This window comes from Micromonospora echinofusca (genome assembly GCF_900091445.1).
Taxonomy (GTDB): Bacteria; Actinomycetota; Actinomycetes; order Mycobacteriales; family Micromonosporaceae; genus Micromonospora; species Micromonospora echinofusca.
Genome location: NZ_LT607733.1, coordinates 1,697,431 through 1,714,065 on the forward strand (window position 1 = coordinate 1,697,431; position 16,635 = coordinate 1,714,065).

At 71.3% G+C, this 16,635-nt stretch carries 9 protein-coding genes; 5 read left to right on the forward strand and 4 right to left on the reverse strand.

All coding sequences use genetic code 11. The annotated features are described in order from the left end of the window. Positions 1-13: 13 nt before the first annotated feature. From GA0070610_RS07835 to pulA, 4 genes are all read left to right on the forward strand, one after another. Positions 14-769: a hypothetical protein gene (locus GA0070610_RS07835; protein ID WP_088999407.1), complete on the forward strand. Its 756-nt coding sequence runs from the start codon at positions 14-16 to the stop codon at positions 767-769. Between the two features lie 37 nt (positions 770-806). After that, positions 807-1,196, forward strand: coding sequence for a hypothetical protein (locus tag GA0070610_RS07840; protein ID WP_088999408.1), 390 nt, complete (start codon positions 807-809; stop codon positions 1,194-1,196). A gap of 172 nt (positions 1,197-1,368) precedes the next feature. Next, the gene (locus GA0070610_RS07845) at positions 1,369-2,055 is read left to right on the forward strand and encodes a cellulose binding domain-containing protein (RefSeq protein ID WP_089003351.1); all 687 of its coding nucleotides are present in this window, start codon (positions 1,369-1,371) and stop codon (positions 2,053-2,055) included. A gap of 150 nt (positions 2,056-2,205) precedes the next feature. Further along, the gene (gene pulA / locus GA0070610_RS07850) at positions 2,206-7,698 is read left to right on the forward strand and encodes a pullulanase-type alpha-1,6-glucosidase (protein ID WP_088999409.1); all 5,493 of its coding nucleotides are present in this window, start codon (positions 2,206-2,208) and stop codon (positions 7,696-7,698) included. 100 nt (positions 7,699-7,798) lie between these two features. On the opposite strand, the gene GA0070610_RS07855 is transcribed toward pulA, so the two are convergent. From GA0070610_RS07855 to GA0070610_RS07865, 3 genes are all read right to left on the reverse strand, one after another. Next, positions 7,799-9,325 (reverse strand): hypothetical protein, encoded by a 1,527-nt coding sequence (locus GA0070610_RS07855; protein WP_231925948.1) that lies wholly within the window; start codon positions 9,323-9,325, stop codon positions 7,799-7,801. A gap of 406 nt (positions 9,326-9,731) precedes the next feature. Next, the gene (locus tag GA0070610_RS07860) at positions 9,732-11,240 is read right to left on the reverse strand and encodes a hypothetical protein (protein ID WP_231925951.1); all 1,509 of its coding nucleotides are present in this window, start codon (positions 11,238-11,240) and stop codon (positions 9,732-9,734) included. A 342-nt stretch (positions 11,241-11,582) separates the two neighbouring features. Beyond that, positions 11,583-13,064, reverse strand: a complete 1,482-nt coding sequence (locus tag GA0070610_RS07865) for an aminopeptidase P family protein (protein WP_088999412.1) — start codon at positions 13,062-13,064, stop codon at positions 11,583-11,585. 218 nt (positions 13,065-13,282) lie between these two features. Here GA0070610_RS07865 and asnB point away from each other — a divergent pair, with 218 nt between their 5' ends. Next, on the forward strand, positions 13,283-15,244 hold the full coding sequence (asnB, locus tag GA0070610_RS07870) for an asparagine synthase (glutamine-hydrolyzing) (RefSeq protein ID WP_089003352.1): 1,962 nt from the start codon (positions 13,283-13,285) through the stop codon (positions 15,242-15,244). Positions 15,245-15,370: 126 nt separating this feature from the next. Here asnB and GA0070610_RS07875 read toward each other — a convergent pair whose 3' ends face one another. Further along, on the reverse strand, positions 15,371-16,471 hold the full coding sequence (locus tag GA0070610_RS07875) for a lytic polysaccharide monooxygenase (protein ID WP_088999413.1): 1,101 nt from the start codon (positions 16,469-16,471) through the stop codon (positions 15,371-15,373). Between the last annotated feature and the right edge of the window lie 164 nt (positions 16,472-16,635).

Consider the following 16,635-nt stretch of genomic DNA (forward strand, 5'->3'; position numbering starts at 1 on the left):
AGGGTAGACCCCCATGAGCATCAGCCTGGACGAGGCCGTGGACCTGACCCGTACCGGTGACGTGTGGGTCTTCCGGGGCCGCAGCGTGCCCGACCGGGCCATCCAGTTGACCACGAACAGCCCGGTCAACCACGTCGGCATGGCGGTCGTGCTGGACGACATGCCGCCGCTGATGTGGCACGCCGAGCTGGGCAGGTCGCTGCCGGACATGTGGACGGGCACCCACCAGCGCGGCGTGCAGCTGCACGACCTGCGCGACGCGGTCTGCGTCTGGGCCAACCGGTACGGCCAGCGGGCCTGGCTGCGCCAGCTCGACCCGGCGGCCGACGCGGAGATGGAGAAGGCGGTGCTGCGCACCGTCGCCCGGCTGGACGGCACCCCGTTCCCGTCCACCGCCCAGCTCGCCTGGCGCTGGCTGCGGGGCCGGGTCCCGGCGGTGCGCGTGCCGACCTTGCGCGGCCGGGTCCCGGCGGTGCGCGTGCCGGCCCTGCGCGGCCACGACGGCGACCGTCCCGAGGCCCCGGCGCCCGGGCGTGCCGGAGCCGCCGCCGCTCCCGAGCGCGCCGGAGCCGCCGCACGCGAGCGTGCACTGGAGACGGCGTACTGCGCCGAGGTGGTCGCGGTGACCTACGAGGCGATGGGTCTGCTTCCCGCCGGGCGGCGCCCCAACTGGTACGACCCGGGCCGGTTCTGGAGCGGCGACGACCTCGGTCTCGCGAACGGCGCCCGGCTCGGGGCCGAGATCGAGGTGCGCATCCCGGCGCGCTGAGGTTTGGCCCGTGGTCCGGCCGGCAATTGCTGTCCCCGTGAGAGCATCCACCGATCTGGACACGCTGACCGACTTCTTCGACCGGTACGGCGTGGCGCTGACCACCGGCGACGTGGCCGCCATCGCCGCCTGTTACGCGCTGCCGGGGATGGTGGTCGCCGACACGTACAGCTTCTCGTTCACCTCGCCGGCGGCGGTGGCGCTGTCCTTCGTCGGCGCCGCCCCCGACTACCAGGAGCGCGAGCTGGTCGCGGCGCACGCGGCCATCGAGGACGTGCAGCCGATGTCGGCGCTGCTGACCATGGTGGCCGTGGAGTGGGAGTTCCTGGACAGCCGGGGCCGCAGGGTGCCCGGCGAGCGCTACCGCTACCTCCTGCGCTCCACCGACGACGGTCCGGTCATCTGCACCGTCCTGCGTACCTCCTGACCGCCGCCGCGACCGCGACGCCCGAAGGCCGTGGCGACGGCCCGCAGCGCCGCGTGGCCCGTGTCGGCAACGGACGCGTGGCAGCCGGGCGCGCGGTCGCGCCGTGCGCGGACGGTCGCACCATGTCGCCGTCGACCGCTACGCTGCCCGGGACGACCGCGGGAGGATGGGCATGCCCGACACGCGCCGAGCACCGAACAGGTCCTACGGCACGACCGCCGTCGCGTCATCGCCGTGGATCGTGGTGTCCGTCGGCGTCGTGGTGATGGTGGTCCTGCTCGCCATCGCGCTGGGCACCTACCGGGGGCGCGGCCCCGCGTTCGACGCACAGCCCGCCCCGCCGCTGCCGACCGTCGGCCTGGCCGACCCGGAGCCGTCGGCGACCAGCGCCACGGCCACCCGCTCGCCCCGGGCGACGGCCTCGCCGTCCGCGCGTGCCACCGCCCGCCCCACCCCGACGCGGTCCAGGCCCGAGCGCAGCAGCCGCCCGCCGTCGCCGACCCCCAGCGGCAGCGACGCGGCGCTGATCGCGCCACCGTCGCCCACGTCGCCGCTGACGGGCCGCTACCGGGTGGTCGAGTCGTACGCGAACGGCTTCGTCGGGGAGCTGCTGGTCGGCAACACCTCGTCGTCGGGTCGGGAGTGGACGGCGCGGCTGACCTTCCCGGGGGCGCGGCTGGGCAGCGCGTGGATCGAGGGCGCGCCACAGGGGACGGCGCAACGGATCGACGACGGTTTCACCTACCGCAGCGGCGGCGACCTGCCCGGGGGCGCGTCGGCCACCCTGCGCTTCTACGTCCAGGGCACCCAGAGCCGCCCAACGAGCTGTTCGGTCGACGGCGGCGCCTGCCGCGTCTAGTCTTCCCCACCCTCTCCGGCCCGGCGCGAACCTCGCCGGGCCGTTCCTTTGCAAGCCATCTGCCGTGTTACGACTTTGTTTGCAAGGTATTGCAGAACATTTCGGCAAGGGCTAGCGTGCGGGCCAGTCAGCGACCAGAGGAAGGCGTCGATGAAACCCCCGCCGATACCGCGCAAGGCCCTGCTCGCCCTCGTCTCCCTGCTCACCCTCGCCCTCGTCGGCACCCCGATGGCCGTGCGGCAGCTCGCCGCCGACGCCCCCGACGGCACCGGCCCGCTGCTCACCGCCGGCGCCACGCAGTGGCGCGCCGAGCCCTCCGCGGAGGCGCTGCTCTCCGCCGGTGACCCGCTGGCCCGCGCCGAGCAGTTCTACTTCGTCCTGCCGGACCGGTTCGCGAACGGCGACCGGCGCAACGACACCGGCGGCCTCACCGGCGACCGCCTCTCCACCGGCCTCGACCCCACCGACAAGGGCTTCTACCACGGTGGCGACCTCAAGGGCGTCATGGACCGGCTCGACTACATCGAGGGGCTCGGCACGACGGCCATCTGGCTCGCCCCCATCTTCAAGAACCGTCCGGTGCAGGGCGCCGGGGCCGACGTCTCCGCCGGCTACCACGGCTACTGGATCACCGACTTCACCCAGGTCGACCCGCACTTCGGCACGAAGGAGGACCTGAAGCGGCTGGTCGCGCTCGCGCACCGGCGGGGCATCAAGGTCTACCTCGACGTCATCGTCAACCACACCGCCGACGTCATCAAGTACGCCGAGGACAAGTACAGCTACGTGGACAAGGCGACGTCGCCGTACACCGACGCGCAGGGGCGCCCCTTCGAGGACCGCAACTACGCCGACGGCAGCCGGGGCTTCCCGAAGGTGGACACGACGTCGTTCCCGTACACCCCGACGTTCGCGAACCCGGCCGACGCGAAGGTCAAGGTCCCGGCGTGGCTCAACGACCCGACGATGTACCACAACCGGGGCGACTCCACCTTCGCCGGGGAGAACAGCGAGTACGGCGACTTCTTCGGCCTCGACGACCTGTGGACCGAGCGCCCCGAGGTGGTGCGCGGCCTGACCAAGGTCTACTCCGACTGGGTGGCATCCACCGGCGTCGACGGCTTCCGGCTGGACACCGTCAAGCACGCGAACCTCGAATTCTGGCCGCAGTTCAGCCAGGGCGTCGAGCGCGCCGCCGCGCGCGCCGGCAAGAAGGACTTCTTCATGTTCGGCGAGGTCTACAGCGCCGACCCGGAGATCACCTCGACGTACGTGCGGCGCGGCGGCCTGCCGGCCACCCTCGACTTCGCCTTCCAGGAGGCGGCGCGCGGCTACACCGCCGGCGACGGCTCCGCCAAGGCGCTCGCCGACGTGTACGCCCGCGACGACCTCTACCGCGCCCGCGACACCGACGCGCGCCGGCTGACCACCTTCCTCGGCAACCACGACATGGGGCGGATCGGCTCGTTCATCGCCGGCGGCGGCACCGACCCGGCCACCCATCTGCGCCGCGACCAGCTCGCCCACGAGCTGATGTTCCTGACCCGCGGTCAACCGGTCATCTACTCCGGCGACGAGCAGGGCTTCACCGGCCCGGGCGGCGACAAGGACGCCCGGCAGGACATGTTCGCCTCGAAGACCCCCGACTACCTCGACGACGACCTGCTCGGCACCGACCGCACCCACGCCAGCGACCAGTTCGACCGCGCCCACCCGCTGTACCGGGCCATCGCCGAGCTGGGCGCGCTGCGCCAGGCGCACCCGGCCCTGCGCGACGGTGTGCAGGTCAGCCGCTACGCCGCCGACGGACCGGGCGTCTTCGCGTTCTCCCGGATCGACCCGAAGCAGCGCACCGAGTACGTCGTCGCGGTGAACAACGCCGCGACGGCGCAGACTGTCACCGTGGACACCTGGTCGGCCGGCGCCACCTTCACCGGCGTCTACGGCGCATCGGCCGCCCCGGTCGCTGGCGCGGACGGCAAACTCACGCTGACCGTGCCGCCGCTGTCGGCCGTGGTGCACCGCGCCGGTACCCCGATCGCGGCGCCCGACGCCGCGCCACGGATCACGATCACCGCCCCCGCACCCGGCGAGCCCGTCGCCACGAGGGCGGCCGTCACCGCGCAGGTCACCGGCGACCCGCTGGCCACGGTCACCGTCGCCGCCCGGGTCGCCGGCGGCAGGTGGACGCTGCTCGGCAGCGCCGAGACGGCCCCGTACACGGTGCACCACGACCTGACCGGACTGGCCGGCGGTACGCGGATCGAGTACAAGGCCGTCGTCCGCGACGGCAAGGGCCGCACCGCGACCGCCCGGTCCACCGCGACCGTGGGCACCCCGGCGCAGTCCGCGTCCCGGGAGTGGGCCGTGGTGCACTACCAGCGCCCGGCCGGCGGCTACGACGACTGGGGCCTCTACGCGTGGGGCGACATCGACCCGGCGTACGCGACCGAGTGGCCCAAGGGGCAGCCGTTCGCCGGCGAGGACTCCTACGGCCGGTTCGCGTGGGTGAAGCTCAAGCCGGGCGCGAAGTCCGTCGGCTTCCTGGTCGTCGACAAGGCCGGCAACAAGGACGTGGAACAGGACCGGACGATCGACGTGACGAAGACCGGTGAGGTCTGGGTCAAGCAGGGCGACCCGGCGACCTACCCGAGCCGGCAGGCCGCCACCGGAGAGCCCGACCCGCCCGTCGCGGACGGCACCGCCCTCATCCACTTCCGCCGCGCCGATGGCAACTACGACGGCTGGGGCCTGCACGTGTGGGACGGCGCCGCCAACCCGACGGACTGGGCCGCCCCGCTCGCCCCCGCCCGGATCGACTCCTTCGGCGCGGTCTTCCGGGTGCCACTGGCCGCCGGGGCGACCGGGCTCAGCTACATCATCCACAAGGGGGACGAGAAGGACCTGCCGACCGACCAGCGGCTCGACTTCGCCGCCGCCGGGCGGGAGGTGTGGCTGCTCACCGGCACGCCCGGGCGGCTGCTGCCGTCCACCGCGTCCGGCGCCGCCCGGGACGTCGACATCACGAAGCAGAAGGCGCACTGGATCGACCGCTCCACCGTCGCCTGGCAGGCCGGGTCCACCGACGGCAGGACGTACGCCCTGGTGGCCGCCCCGGCCGGCGGGGTGACCGTCGCCGACGGCGACCTCGCCGGGACGTACACCACGCTGCCGTTGACCGCGCAGCGCAACGGGCTCACCGAGGCCCAGCGCGCGGCCTTCCCGCACCTGTGGGCGCACCGCGGCTTCACGCTCGACCGGCGGGACCTGGCGAAGGTCCCGGCGGCCCTGCGCGGGCAGCTCCTGGTGACCGAGCGGGACGCCGCGGGCACCCTGCTCGCCGCCACCGGCGTGCAGATCCCCGGCGTGCTCGACGACGTCTACGCCCGGGCCACCGACGCGAGGCTCGGGCCGACCTTCGCCGGCAGGGTGCCGACGCTCGCGGTCTGGGCGCCGACGGCGCGGCAGGTGTCGTTGCAGCTCTTCGACTCGCCGACCGCGACGCCGAGGACGGTGACGATGCGCCGCGACGACCGCACCGGCGTCTGGTCGGTGCGCGGCGCCCGCGACTGGACCGGCAGGTACTACCGGTACCAGGTCCAGGCGTGGCAGCCGGCGGTGCAGAAGGTGGTCGCCGCCGCCGTCACCGACCCGTACTCGCTGGCGCTGGCGCCCGACTCCACGCACAGCCAGATCGTGGACCTCGCCGACCCGGCGCTCGCGCCGGCCGGTTGGGCGTCGCTGCGCAAGCCGGCGGCGGTGCCGTCGACGAAGGTGCAGATCTCCGAGCTGTCGGTGCGGGACTTCTCCGTCGCCGACACCACCGTGCCGGCCGAGCGGCGGGGCACCTACCTCGCCTTCACCGACCCGGGCACCGCCGGCATGAAGCACCTGAAGGCGCTCGGCGACGCGGGGGTGACCCACCTGCACCTGCTGCCCGCGTTCGACTTCGCCACGATCCCCGAGCGCCGCGCCGACCAGCGGCAGCCGGCCTGCGACCTGGCCGCGCTGCCGCCGGACTCCGAGCAGCAGCAGAAGTGCGTCGCGGCGGTCGCCGACACCGACGGCTACAACTGGGGGTACGACCCGCTGCACTACACCGTGCCGGAGGGCGGCTACGCCGTCGACCCGGCCGGGGCGAAGCGCACCACCGAGTTCCGGCGGATGGTGGCCGGCGTCAACGGCGCCGGGCTGCGCGTGGTGATGGACGTCGTCTACAACCACACCTCGGCGGCGGGCGCCGACCCCAAGTCGGTGCTGGACCAGATCGTGCCCGGCTACTACCACCGCCTGCTCGACGACGGCGCCGTCGCCAACTCGACCTGCTGCGCCAACACCGCCCCCGAGCACGCCATGATGGGCAAGCTCGTCGTGGACTCCCTGGTCACCTGGGCCCGGGTGTACAAGGTGGACGGCTTCCGGTTCGACCTGATGGGCCACCACCCGAAGGCGAACATCCTGGCCGTACGCGAGGCGCTCGACGAGCTGACCGTCGCCCGCGACGGCGTGGACGGGAAGAAGATCCTGCTCTACGGCGAGGGCTGGAACTTCGGCGAGGTCGCCGACGACGCCCGGTTCACGCAGGCCACCCAGGCCAACATGGCCGGCACCGGGATCGGCACCTTCAACGACCGGCTCCGCGACGCGGTGCGCGGCGGCGGGCCGTTCGACGCCAACCCCCGCGTGCAGGGCTTCGCCTCCGGCCTGTTCACCGACCCCAACGGCGACGACGTGAACGGGTCCACGGCCCAGCAGCGGGCCCGCCTGCTGCACCAGCACGACCTGATCAAGGTGGGGCTCACCGGCAACCTGCGCGGGTACCGGTTCACCGACTCGTCGGGCCGGCAGGTCACGGGCGCGCAGGTCGACTACAACGGCTCGCCCGCCGGCTACACCGCCGCGCCGGGGGAGGCGGTCACCTACGTCGACGCGCACGACAACGAGATCCTGTACGACGCGCTGGCGTACAAGCTGCCGCAGGACACTCCGGCGGCGGACCGGGCGCGGATGCAGGTGCTGGCGCTGAGCACGGTCGTGATGGGGCAGGGGCCCGGGTTCGTCACCACCGGCACCGAGCGGCTGCGCTCGAAGTCGCTGGACCGCAACTCGTACAACTCCGGCGACTGGTTCAACCAGATCCGCTGGGACTGCGCCCAGGGCAACGGGTTCGGCGCCGGGCTGCCGCCCGAGCAGGACAACCGGGACAAGTGGCCGTACGCCAAGCCGCTGCTGGCCGACCCGGCGCTGGTGCCGGACTGCGCGGCGATCGACCTGGCCGGGGCCCGCTACGCCGAGCTGCTGAAGATCCGGGGCTCCTCGCCGGTCTTCGGACTGACCACGGCGGAGCAGGTGCAGAAGCGGGTCGCCTTCCCGCTCTCCGGCGCGGCCGAGACCCCCGGCGTACTCACCATGACGCTGGACGGCCGCGGCCTCGACGGACGCTGGAAGTCGGTCACGGTGGTCTTCAACGCCACGCCCGAGACGGCGACGCAGCGGCTGACCGGGCTGCGCGGGGCGGACATGGCGCTGCACCCGGTGCTGCGGACCTCGGCGGACGAGGCGCTGCGGACGGCTTCCTTCGACCGGGCCAGCGGCACGTTCACCGTGCCGGCGCGCAGCGTGGCGGTCTTCGTGCAGCAGTAGTCGTGTCACACGTGTCCGGCCCCCTCCCGCCGAGCGGAAGGGGGCCGGACCGGCCTCTGTGTCAGCCGATGCCGTTCCAGCTGATACCGCGTGCCTGTCGTCAGTTGGCGCAGCCGGTGACGTTGGTGCAGTTGCGGGGTTCGTTCTTCTTGATGATGGTCTTGTTGTCGAGGTTGACGGCGGTGGCGTTGCCGTTGTTGTAGATGCCACCTGCGCCGGCGGTTTCGGAGGCGAAGTTGCCGACGATCTTGCTGTCGCGGATGGTGAGGACGGCGTTGTTGTCGTTGTAGATGGCGCCGCCCTGTTCGGCGTGGTTGCCCTTGAACTCGCTGGCGTAGAGGTTGAGGGTGTCGCCGTTGAAGAGGCCGCCGCCGTTGTCGCCGGCGGTGTTGTCGGTGAAGACGGCGTGCTTGATGGTGGCGATGTTGTCGCTGTCGTGGTAGACGCCGCCGCCGTCGTCGGTGGCCTTGTTTCCGGCGATGATGACGTACTCCAGCAGCATGGTGGAGTCGCCGTCGTTGTGGATGCCGCCGCCGTCGTCGCAGGCGGTGTTGTGGGCGATCTTGGTGCGGGTGACGGTGAGGCGGGCGTCGTCTTCGCTGTGGATGCCGCCGCCGTCGTTGCTGGCCTTGTTGTTGGTGATCTGGCTGTAGGCGATGGTGGCGATGCCGTCGTCCTCGTTGGCGATGCCGCCGCCGTTGCCGCTGACCGCGCTGTTGCCGGTGGCGGTGTTGCTGTCGATACGGGTGTCGTGGACGGTCAGTACGCCTTCGTTGTAGATGGCGCCGCCGTTGCCGCCGTTGCCGACGCCGCGGGCGTGGTTGTTGGCGAGGACGCTCTTGTCGATCTCGACCGTGCCGAAGTTGGCGATGGCGCCGCCGTTGCCCTGGTTGCCGACGCCGGTGACCCGGTTGTCGATGAGCTTGGTGTGCTTCAGGGTGGCCTCGCCGCCCTCCTGGACCAGCAGGGCGCCGCCGTTGGCGGTGCTCGGTGGCGGCGGGGGCGCGGTCACCTGGCCGCCCTTGAGGGTGAGGTCCTTCAGTGTCAGGTCGCCGCCGGAGGCGACCTCGAAGAACCGGAACAGTGCGGTGCCGTCGTGGAAGAACGTCGAGTTGTTGCCCAGGATCGTGATCCGCTCGTCGATGACGGGGAAGGCGTTGTTGCCGGTCTCCTCGGTGAACTTGTACGTGCAGTCCTTGGCCAGCTTGAACGCTCCGCCGTTGTCCTCGTTGGCCCGGTTCACCGCCTCGACCAGCACGTCGGTGTCGCACGGCAGTTCCTTGGCGTCCTTGCCGTCGTGGTCCTTGCCGTCACGACCGTCCTTGCCGTGCCAGTCCTTGCCCTGCCAGTCGTCCTGGCCACCACCGGCATCCTGGCCATCCTGGCTCTTGCCGGTCTCGCCAGCCCGGTCGTCGCGACCGGCGGTGTCGTCCCTGGCGACCTGCTCGGCCGTGGACCACTTCAGGTCGGTGAGACGGTCGACCCCGACGGCGCCCGCGCTGCTCGCGGCGGCGACGCCGGCGAGGCTGACCACGCCGGTCAACCCGGCGACGCCGGTGGCGAGCCACAGCTTGCGCCGGCTCTTCGACGCGGTGTTCTCGGCGTTCTTGCGAAGGTAGTTGGACATCGGAGCTCTCTGCTCTCTCCTCGTACCAGACAGGGCTGCTCCGCCACCGCGGGCTGCCCTGGCTACAAATCGGTTGTAGCTACTGAGGATCACCGTATGAGAATCTTTTTCCCTTCACGGTCATATCCGAAAAGAACCCACGTTAGGGGTATCGCGGGCCAAGGCGTGACGGTCCGGACGCCGAGGAGTCGGGCCCGCAGTCGTGCCGGAACCGGCGGCTATGCCACGAGTCGCCTCAACAGCCCCGGAAACCCACCGGAGGCAAGGCACCTTTCCAGCCCCGCGGCGGATTCGTCGTCCCTTGCCCGGCTCCGTGCCGGCAAGCCGCGCTGACCGGACCGGCGCCCGCACGGAAGCGATCCCCTCCCCCGGGCAGGGGGAAGGGATCCCTTCGTTATGTGGTGGTTCAGTTGGCGCAGCCGGTGACGTTGGTGCAGTTGCGGGGTTCGTTCTTCTTGATGATGGTCTTGTTGTCGAGGTTGACGGCGGTGGCGTTGCCGTTGTTGTAGATGCCACCTGCGCCGGCGGTTTCGGAGGCGAAGTTGCCGACGATCTTGCTGTCGCGGATGGTGAGGACGGCGTTGTTGTCGTTGTAGATGGCGCCGCCCTGTTCGGCGTGGTTGCCCTTGAACTCGCTGGCGTAGAGGTTGAGGGTGTCGCCGTTGAAGAGGCCGCCGCCGTTGTCGCCGGCGGTGTTGTCGGTGAAGACGGCGTGCTTGATGGTGGCGATGTTGTCGCTGTCGTGGTAGACGCCGCCGCCGTCGTCGGTGGCCTTGTTTCCGGCGATGATGACGTACTCCAGCAGCATGGTGGAGTCGCCGTCGTTGTGGATGCCGCCGCCGTCGTCGCAGGCGGTGTTGTGGGCGATCTTGGTGCGGGTGACGGTGAGGCGGGCGTCGTCTTCGCTGTGGATGCCGCCGCCGTCGTTGCTGGCCTTGTTGTTGGTGATCTGGCTGTAGGCGATGGTGGCGATGCCGTCGTCCTCGTTGGCGATGCCGCCGCCGTTGCCGCTGACCGCGCTGTTGCCGGTGGCGGTGTTGCTGTCGATACGGGTGTCGTGGACGGTCAGTACGCCTTCGTTGTAGATGGCGCCGCCGTTGCCGCCGTTGCCGACGCCGCGGGCGTGGTTGTTGGCGAGGACGCTCTTGTCGATCTCGACCGTGCCGAAGTTGGCGATGGCGCCGCCGTTGCCCTGGTTGCCGACGCCGGTGACCCGGTTGTCGATGAGCTTGGTGTGCTTCAGGGTGGCCTCGCCGCCCTCCTGGACCAGCAGGGCGCCGCCGTTGGCGGTGCTCGGTGGCGGCGGGGGCGCGGTCACCTGGCCGCCCTTGAGGGTGAGGTCCTTCAGTGTCAGGTCGCCGCCGGAGGCGACCTCGAAGAACCGGAACAGTGCGGTGCCGTCGTGGAAGAACGTCGAGTTGTTGCCCAGGATCGTGATCCGCTCGTCGATGACGGGGAAGGCGTTGTTGCCGGTCTCCTCGGTGAACTTGTACGTGCAGTCCTTGGCCAGCTTGAACGCTCCGCCGTTGTCCTCGTTGGCCCGGTTCACCGCCTCGACCAGCACGTCGGTGTCGCACGGCAGTTCCTTGGCGTCCTTGCCGTCGTGGTCCTTGCCGTCACGACCGTCCTTGCCGTCACGACCGTCCTTGCCCTGCCAGTCCTTGCTGTCCTTGCCGTGCCAGTCCTTGCTGTCCTTGCCCTGCCAGTCGTCCTGGCCACCACCGGCATCCTGGCCATCCTTCTTGTTGTCTTTCTCACCGGAGCCCGGGTCGGCCGTGCCAGCGTCGCTGACGTTCTGCCGCAGGGTCGACGACTGCGCGTCCGACAGCCGGTCCGCGCCGCCGGACTTGTCATCGCGGGCGGCCAGGCCGCCCAGTGCCGCCAGGCCGACCACGCCGGCAACGCCTGCAGCCACCCAGAGTTTGCGCCGCCCTCGGGCCGGCGCGCCCGTGGGGGCGCCACCGTCGGGAGTCGTTACGTCATTGGACATCAGAGCCTTCCGCCCTTTCCTGCTGTCAGACGGGGTCGCACCATCTGAAGCGGCGCGACTAGCTACAAATGGTTTGTAGCCTCTGATAGCCACCGTATGAGAAGGATCCTCGCGAGATGCGCCAATCCGAAGAAACCCCGTATTTCCCTCACTTCGGACGTGACACGGCAACCCGGCCGGTCCGGGCAGGAAGGGGGTGAGCAGCTCAAACGACGACGGGACCCGCGCCGGTGGCGGCTGATCCCGTCGTGTGGTCGTACGCCGGGATCAGCCGGGCAGGCGGGGACCCGCCTCGCGCTGCTCGGCCAGCCAGGTCTCCACCTCGTCGGCGGCGCGCGGCAGCCCGGCGGAGAGGTTCACCGCGCCGGTCGCGGTGACCAGGATGTCGTCCTCGATCCGGATGCCGATGCCGCGCAGCTCCTCGGGCACCAGCTCGTCCTCGGGCTGGAAGTAGAGCCCGGGCTCGACGGTGAGCACGTAGCCCTCGCCCAGCGTGCCGTCGCGGTACTTCTCCCTGCGGGCGTTCGCGCAGTCGTGCACGTCGAGGCCGAGCATGTGACTGGTGCCGTGCAGCGTCCAGCGCCGGTAGACCGTCGACCTTCCGTCCATGGCCTCGTCGACGCTCACCGGCAGCAGGCCCAGGTCCGACAGCGCCTGGGCGAGCACCCGCATCGCCGTCAGGTGGACCTCCCGGAACGCCACGCCGGGCCGGATCGCGTCGATGCCGGCCTGCTGCGCGGCGTGCACGGCGTCGTAGACCTGACGCTGGAGCGGGGTGAAGCGGCCGTCGACCGGCAGCACCCGGGTGACGTCGGCCGTGTAGAGGTGGCGGTTCTCCACGCCCATGTCCATCAGCAGCAGCTCGCCGGGCCGGGTGGTGCCGTGGTTGTGCACCCAGTGCAGGATCGTGGCGTGCTCGCCCGCGCCGACGATCGAGCCGTAGCCGACGTCGTTGCCGTCGTGCCGGGCGCGCAGCGCGAAGATCCCCTCCAGCAGGCGCTCCGAGACGCCCCGGTCCGCCGGCAGGGCCCGGGCCACGTCCTCGAAGCCCCGTACGGTCGCGTCGACCGCGTCCTGGAGCTGGGCGATCTCCCACTCGTCCTTGACCAGCTTCAGCTCCGAGATCGCGATCGCCAACTCCCGGTCGCGGGCCGGCTGGCCCTCGGCGCGGTGGCCGTCGTACGGGCGCACCGCCGTGTCCACCCGCGCGTCGAACCCGCGCAGCACCCGGGTACGCCCCGGCGCCAGGTCGGCCAGCGTCGCGTCCAGCTCGGTCAGGTCCGCCGTGGGCAGACCCAACTCGGCCGACTTCTCGGCCAGGGTGTGCCGCCGGCCCACCCACAGCTCGCCGTGCCTGCTGCGGAAGAACTCGTCGGTCCGCCGCGACGAGCGGGGGCGCATGTACAGCGTGGCGTCGTGGCCCGAGCCGTTCGGCCGCAGCACGAGGACGCCGTCCGGGTCGTGGTCGCCGGTCAGGTAGACGAAGTCGCTGCCCGGCCGGAACGGGTGGTCGGTGTCGTTGGCGCGTACCTTCTCGCCGCCGGTCGGGATGACCAGGGTCTCGCCGGGGAAGGCCGCCGAGAGCGCGGCCCGTCGCTCGGCGTGGTTCGGCACCTCCGGCCGGGGGTCGACCGGCAGGGTGGTGTCGCGCCAGCCCTGCCGCATGAACGCCAGGAACGCCTCGGGGAAGTCGGGGTCGTGCGACTCGGTGCCGTCCGCCGGCCTGCTGTCGGTACGTCCGTCGGTCATGCCTCGTTCCCTCCGCGTCGTCGCAGCTCAGACGGTACCGCGCGGCGCCGGGGGCCGGTCGCGCCGGGACCGCGGGCAGTGCCGTGGGCGACGGACGCCACCCGTGCGTGCCACCCGCCGCGCCCCGCGCGGTCCCCATCGGGCCCGTGACCTCGCGGCGGGGGGAGAGCCCAGCGGTGCCGCGACGCCCGCTCGGGCCGCGTGGAAAGATGACCACCATGTGCGGACTCCTGGCCTTCTTCAGTGCGCGCGGCGACGCCGCCGCCCACCGCGACAACATCGCCGGGGCGTTGGAATGCCTGCACCACCGCGGACCGGACGAGACCGGTGTTGAGGTGGTCGGCGACGCCTCCGGCCGGTACGCGGACGGGGTGTTCGCGCACAAGCGGTTGGCGATCATCGACGTGGCCTCCAGCCAAGAGCCCCTGTCCTACGCGAACGGGCGCTACCTGCTCACCTTCAACGGCGAGATCTACAACTACATCGAGCTGCGCGAGGAGCTGATCCGGACCTTCGGCGCGCAGTTCGCCACCGCCGGTGACGGCGAGGTGATCGTCGCCGGCTACCACTTCTGGGGCGAGCAGGTGCTCACCCGGCTGCGCGGGATGTTCGCCTTCGTCATCTGGGACCGGCAGGAGCGCCGCGCGTTCGGCGGGCGGGACTACTTCGGCATCAAGCCGCTGCACTACCTGGAGACCGCCGACGGCCTCTACCTGGCCTCGGAGAAGAAGGCGCTGCTGCCCTTCGCCCACTCCAACTACCAGGGCGACGCCGGCATCGACACGGCCAACCTCAGCCACTACCTGACCCTCCAGTACGTGCCCGAGCCCGGCACCCTGCACAAGGGCATCAGCCGGATCGGCTCGGGCGAATACCTGACCTGGTCCCCGGGCGGGCGCATCGACGTGCGCCGGTGGTACCGGCCGGTGTTCCGGCCCACCCCGGTCGACGACGAGCAGCGCCTCTACCACGAGATCCGGGAGACGCTGCGCGAGAGCGTCCGGATGCACATGCGCTCCGACGTGCCGGTCGGCTCGTTCCTCTCCAGCGGCATCGACTCGACCGCCGTGGTGGCCCTGGCCCGGGAGTTCAACCCGAACATCCTCACCTTCACCGTCGGCTACGACGTGCCCGGCTACTCGGAGATCGACGTCGCCCAGGACTCGGCCCGGCACCTCGACGTGACCACCATCCCGACCAAGATCGGGCCGTACGACATGATCGAGGCGTTGCCGAAGATCGTCTGGCACCTGGACGACCCGGTGGCCGACCCGGCCCTGGTGCCCCTCTACTTCGTGGCCAAGAAAGCCGCCGAGCACGTCACCGTGGTGCTCTCCGGCGAGGGCGCCGACGAGTTCTTCGGCGGCTACACCATCTACCGCGAGCCGCTGTCGCTGAGCTCGGTCAACGGGCTGCCCGACGGGGTGCAGAAGGGGCTGCGGGCGGTCTCCAAGGCCATCCCGCAGGGGGTCAAGGGCAAGAGCTTCCTGGAGCGCGGCACCACCCCGATCGAGCAGCGCTACTACGGCAACGCCCGGATGTTCACCGAGGAGGAGAAGCAGCACCTGCTGCGCCGCTACGATCCCTCGGTCCGCTACACCGACGTCACCGCGCCCATCTACGCCGAGTGCACGGAGCTCGACGACGTCACCAAGATGCAGTACGTCGACCTCTACACCTGGCTGCGCGGCGACATCCTGGTCAAGGCCGACCGGATCTCGATGGCGCACTCGCTGGAGGTGCGGGTGCCCTTCCTGGACCGCGCGGTCTTCGACGTGGCGTCGCGGATCCCGGTGGACCTCAAGCTCCCGCCCCGCTCCGACGCCACCAAGTACGCGATGCGCCAGGCGCTCCAGGGCGTGGTGCCGCCGGCCATCGTCAACCGCAAGAAGCTGGGCTTCCCGACCCCCACCCGGGTCTGGCTGCGCGGCGAGATGTACGAGTGGGCCCGGCACGTGCTGTCCACCTCCGGCGCCGGCGACCTGCTCGACCTGTCGTACGCGATGCGGCTGCTGGAGGAGCACAAGCGGGAGGAGGCCGACCACTCCCGCAAGGTGTGGACGGTGCTGATCTTCTGCATCTGGCACGCCATCTTCGTCGCCAAGACCCTCGACCCGGGCATCCAGCGCAACCAGTCCGCCCTGCTCACCAAGCCGGTGGTCGGCTCCATGGTCCGCTGACCCACCCGGCCGGCCCGCCGCCGGCCCTCCGGCGACCATTTCGCCGATCAAGAGGTTTGCGTCCCCGGAGCCGTTCCCGGGGTACGCAAACCTCTTGATCGTTCAGCGGGGGTCGTCTCGTGGGGGTCAGCGGCCGGAGCAGGTGACCGTGGGCAGGGTGTTGGTGCCGTTGGTGGTGGCGACGAAGCCGAAGGTCGTGGTGCCCTCCGGGGGGATCGCTCCGTTGTAAGGCGCGTTGATCACGGTGACCGAGGAGCCGGACGTGCTCAGCGTGCCGCTCCACAGGCTGTTGATGCTCTGCCCGCTGGGCCACGTCCAGTTGGCCGTCCAGCCCGACCACGTCGACGCGCTGTGGTTCATGATCATGACCTCGCCCTGGAAGCCGCCGTTCCAGGCGCTGATCACCTTGAAGACCGGCATGCAGTCACCGCTGTGCGGCGGCGGCGTGGTCGGGTTCGGCGGCGGCGTGGTCGGGTTGGGCGGGGGAGTGGTCGGGTTGGGCGGCGGCGTGCCGCCCGGGCCGACGCCGGTGACCTCGCCGTTGCCGCCGTCGAAGGTGACGTCCGAGCAGCCGAAGAAGTTCTCCTGGCTGTCGGAGCGGACCCACCGGGAGTAGATGAGGTGCCGGCCGCTCTTGTTGGTGGGCAGGTTGCCGCTGAAGTAGTAGTGCCCGTCGTTGGTGCCGCTCGAGCCGCGCTGCGGCGGGTTGGTCACCGTCAGGAACGGCTGCTCCTCCAGGTCGCTCCAGGCCAGCGGCCGGGTCGGGCTCCAGCTGTCCTTCGTGACGTAGAAGTAGAAGGTGCCCGGGTGGTGGGCCCAGTTGCTGTAGCGGAAGTCCAGCCGGGCCCCGGCCGTCAGGTGGGTCAGCGGCCAGTCGGTGCGGGCCAGGTCGTAGCCGGCGAAGCCCGGATTGCCGCCGCTGCACAGCTTGCCGTCCGGGATGAAGCCGACGGTCCGGCCCCCGGCGTCGGAGCGCAGCACGCTGAACCAGTTGTAGAGCGAGTTGGTCCCGCTCTGGGCCACGGCGGCGGAGCAGGCGGGGTTGTTCGGCTTGATCTCGCCGGTGCTGGTCAGACCGTCCTTCCAGCAGAGGTAGGTGCGGCTGCCGGGGGTCATCGGGGTGCCGTGCGCGGCGGCGGGGTCGGGCCCCGCCGTCAGGGCGACGGCGCCCACGAGAAGGGTCGCGGCCGCGGTGAGCAACGCGGCCGTACGCGATCGGTGGGACACGGGTTCTCCTCACTCGCGGGACGCGGGCGCCCCGCGGGCAACGCGCGGGGGGCGGCGCCGGCCGCCCCGCTGCGACGCGGGTAAGACGGTCGCGGCGGACGTGCCCCGGCGTGGATGGCCGGCGGGACGTGCGCCGTCGGCGGCCCGACTGGCGGGCCGGTGCC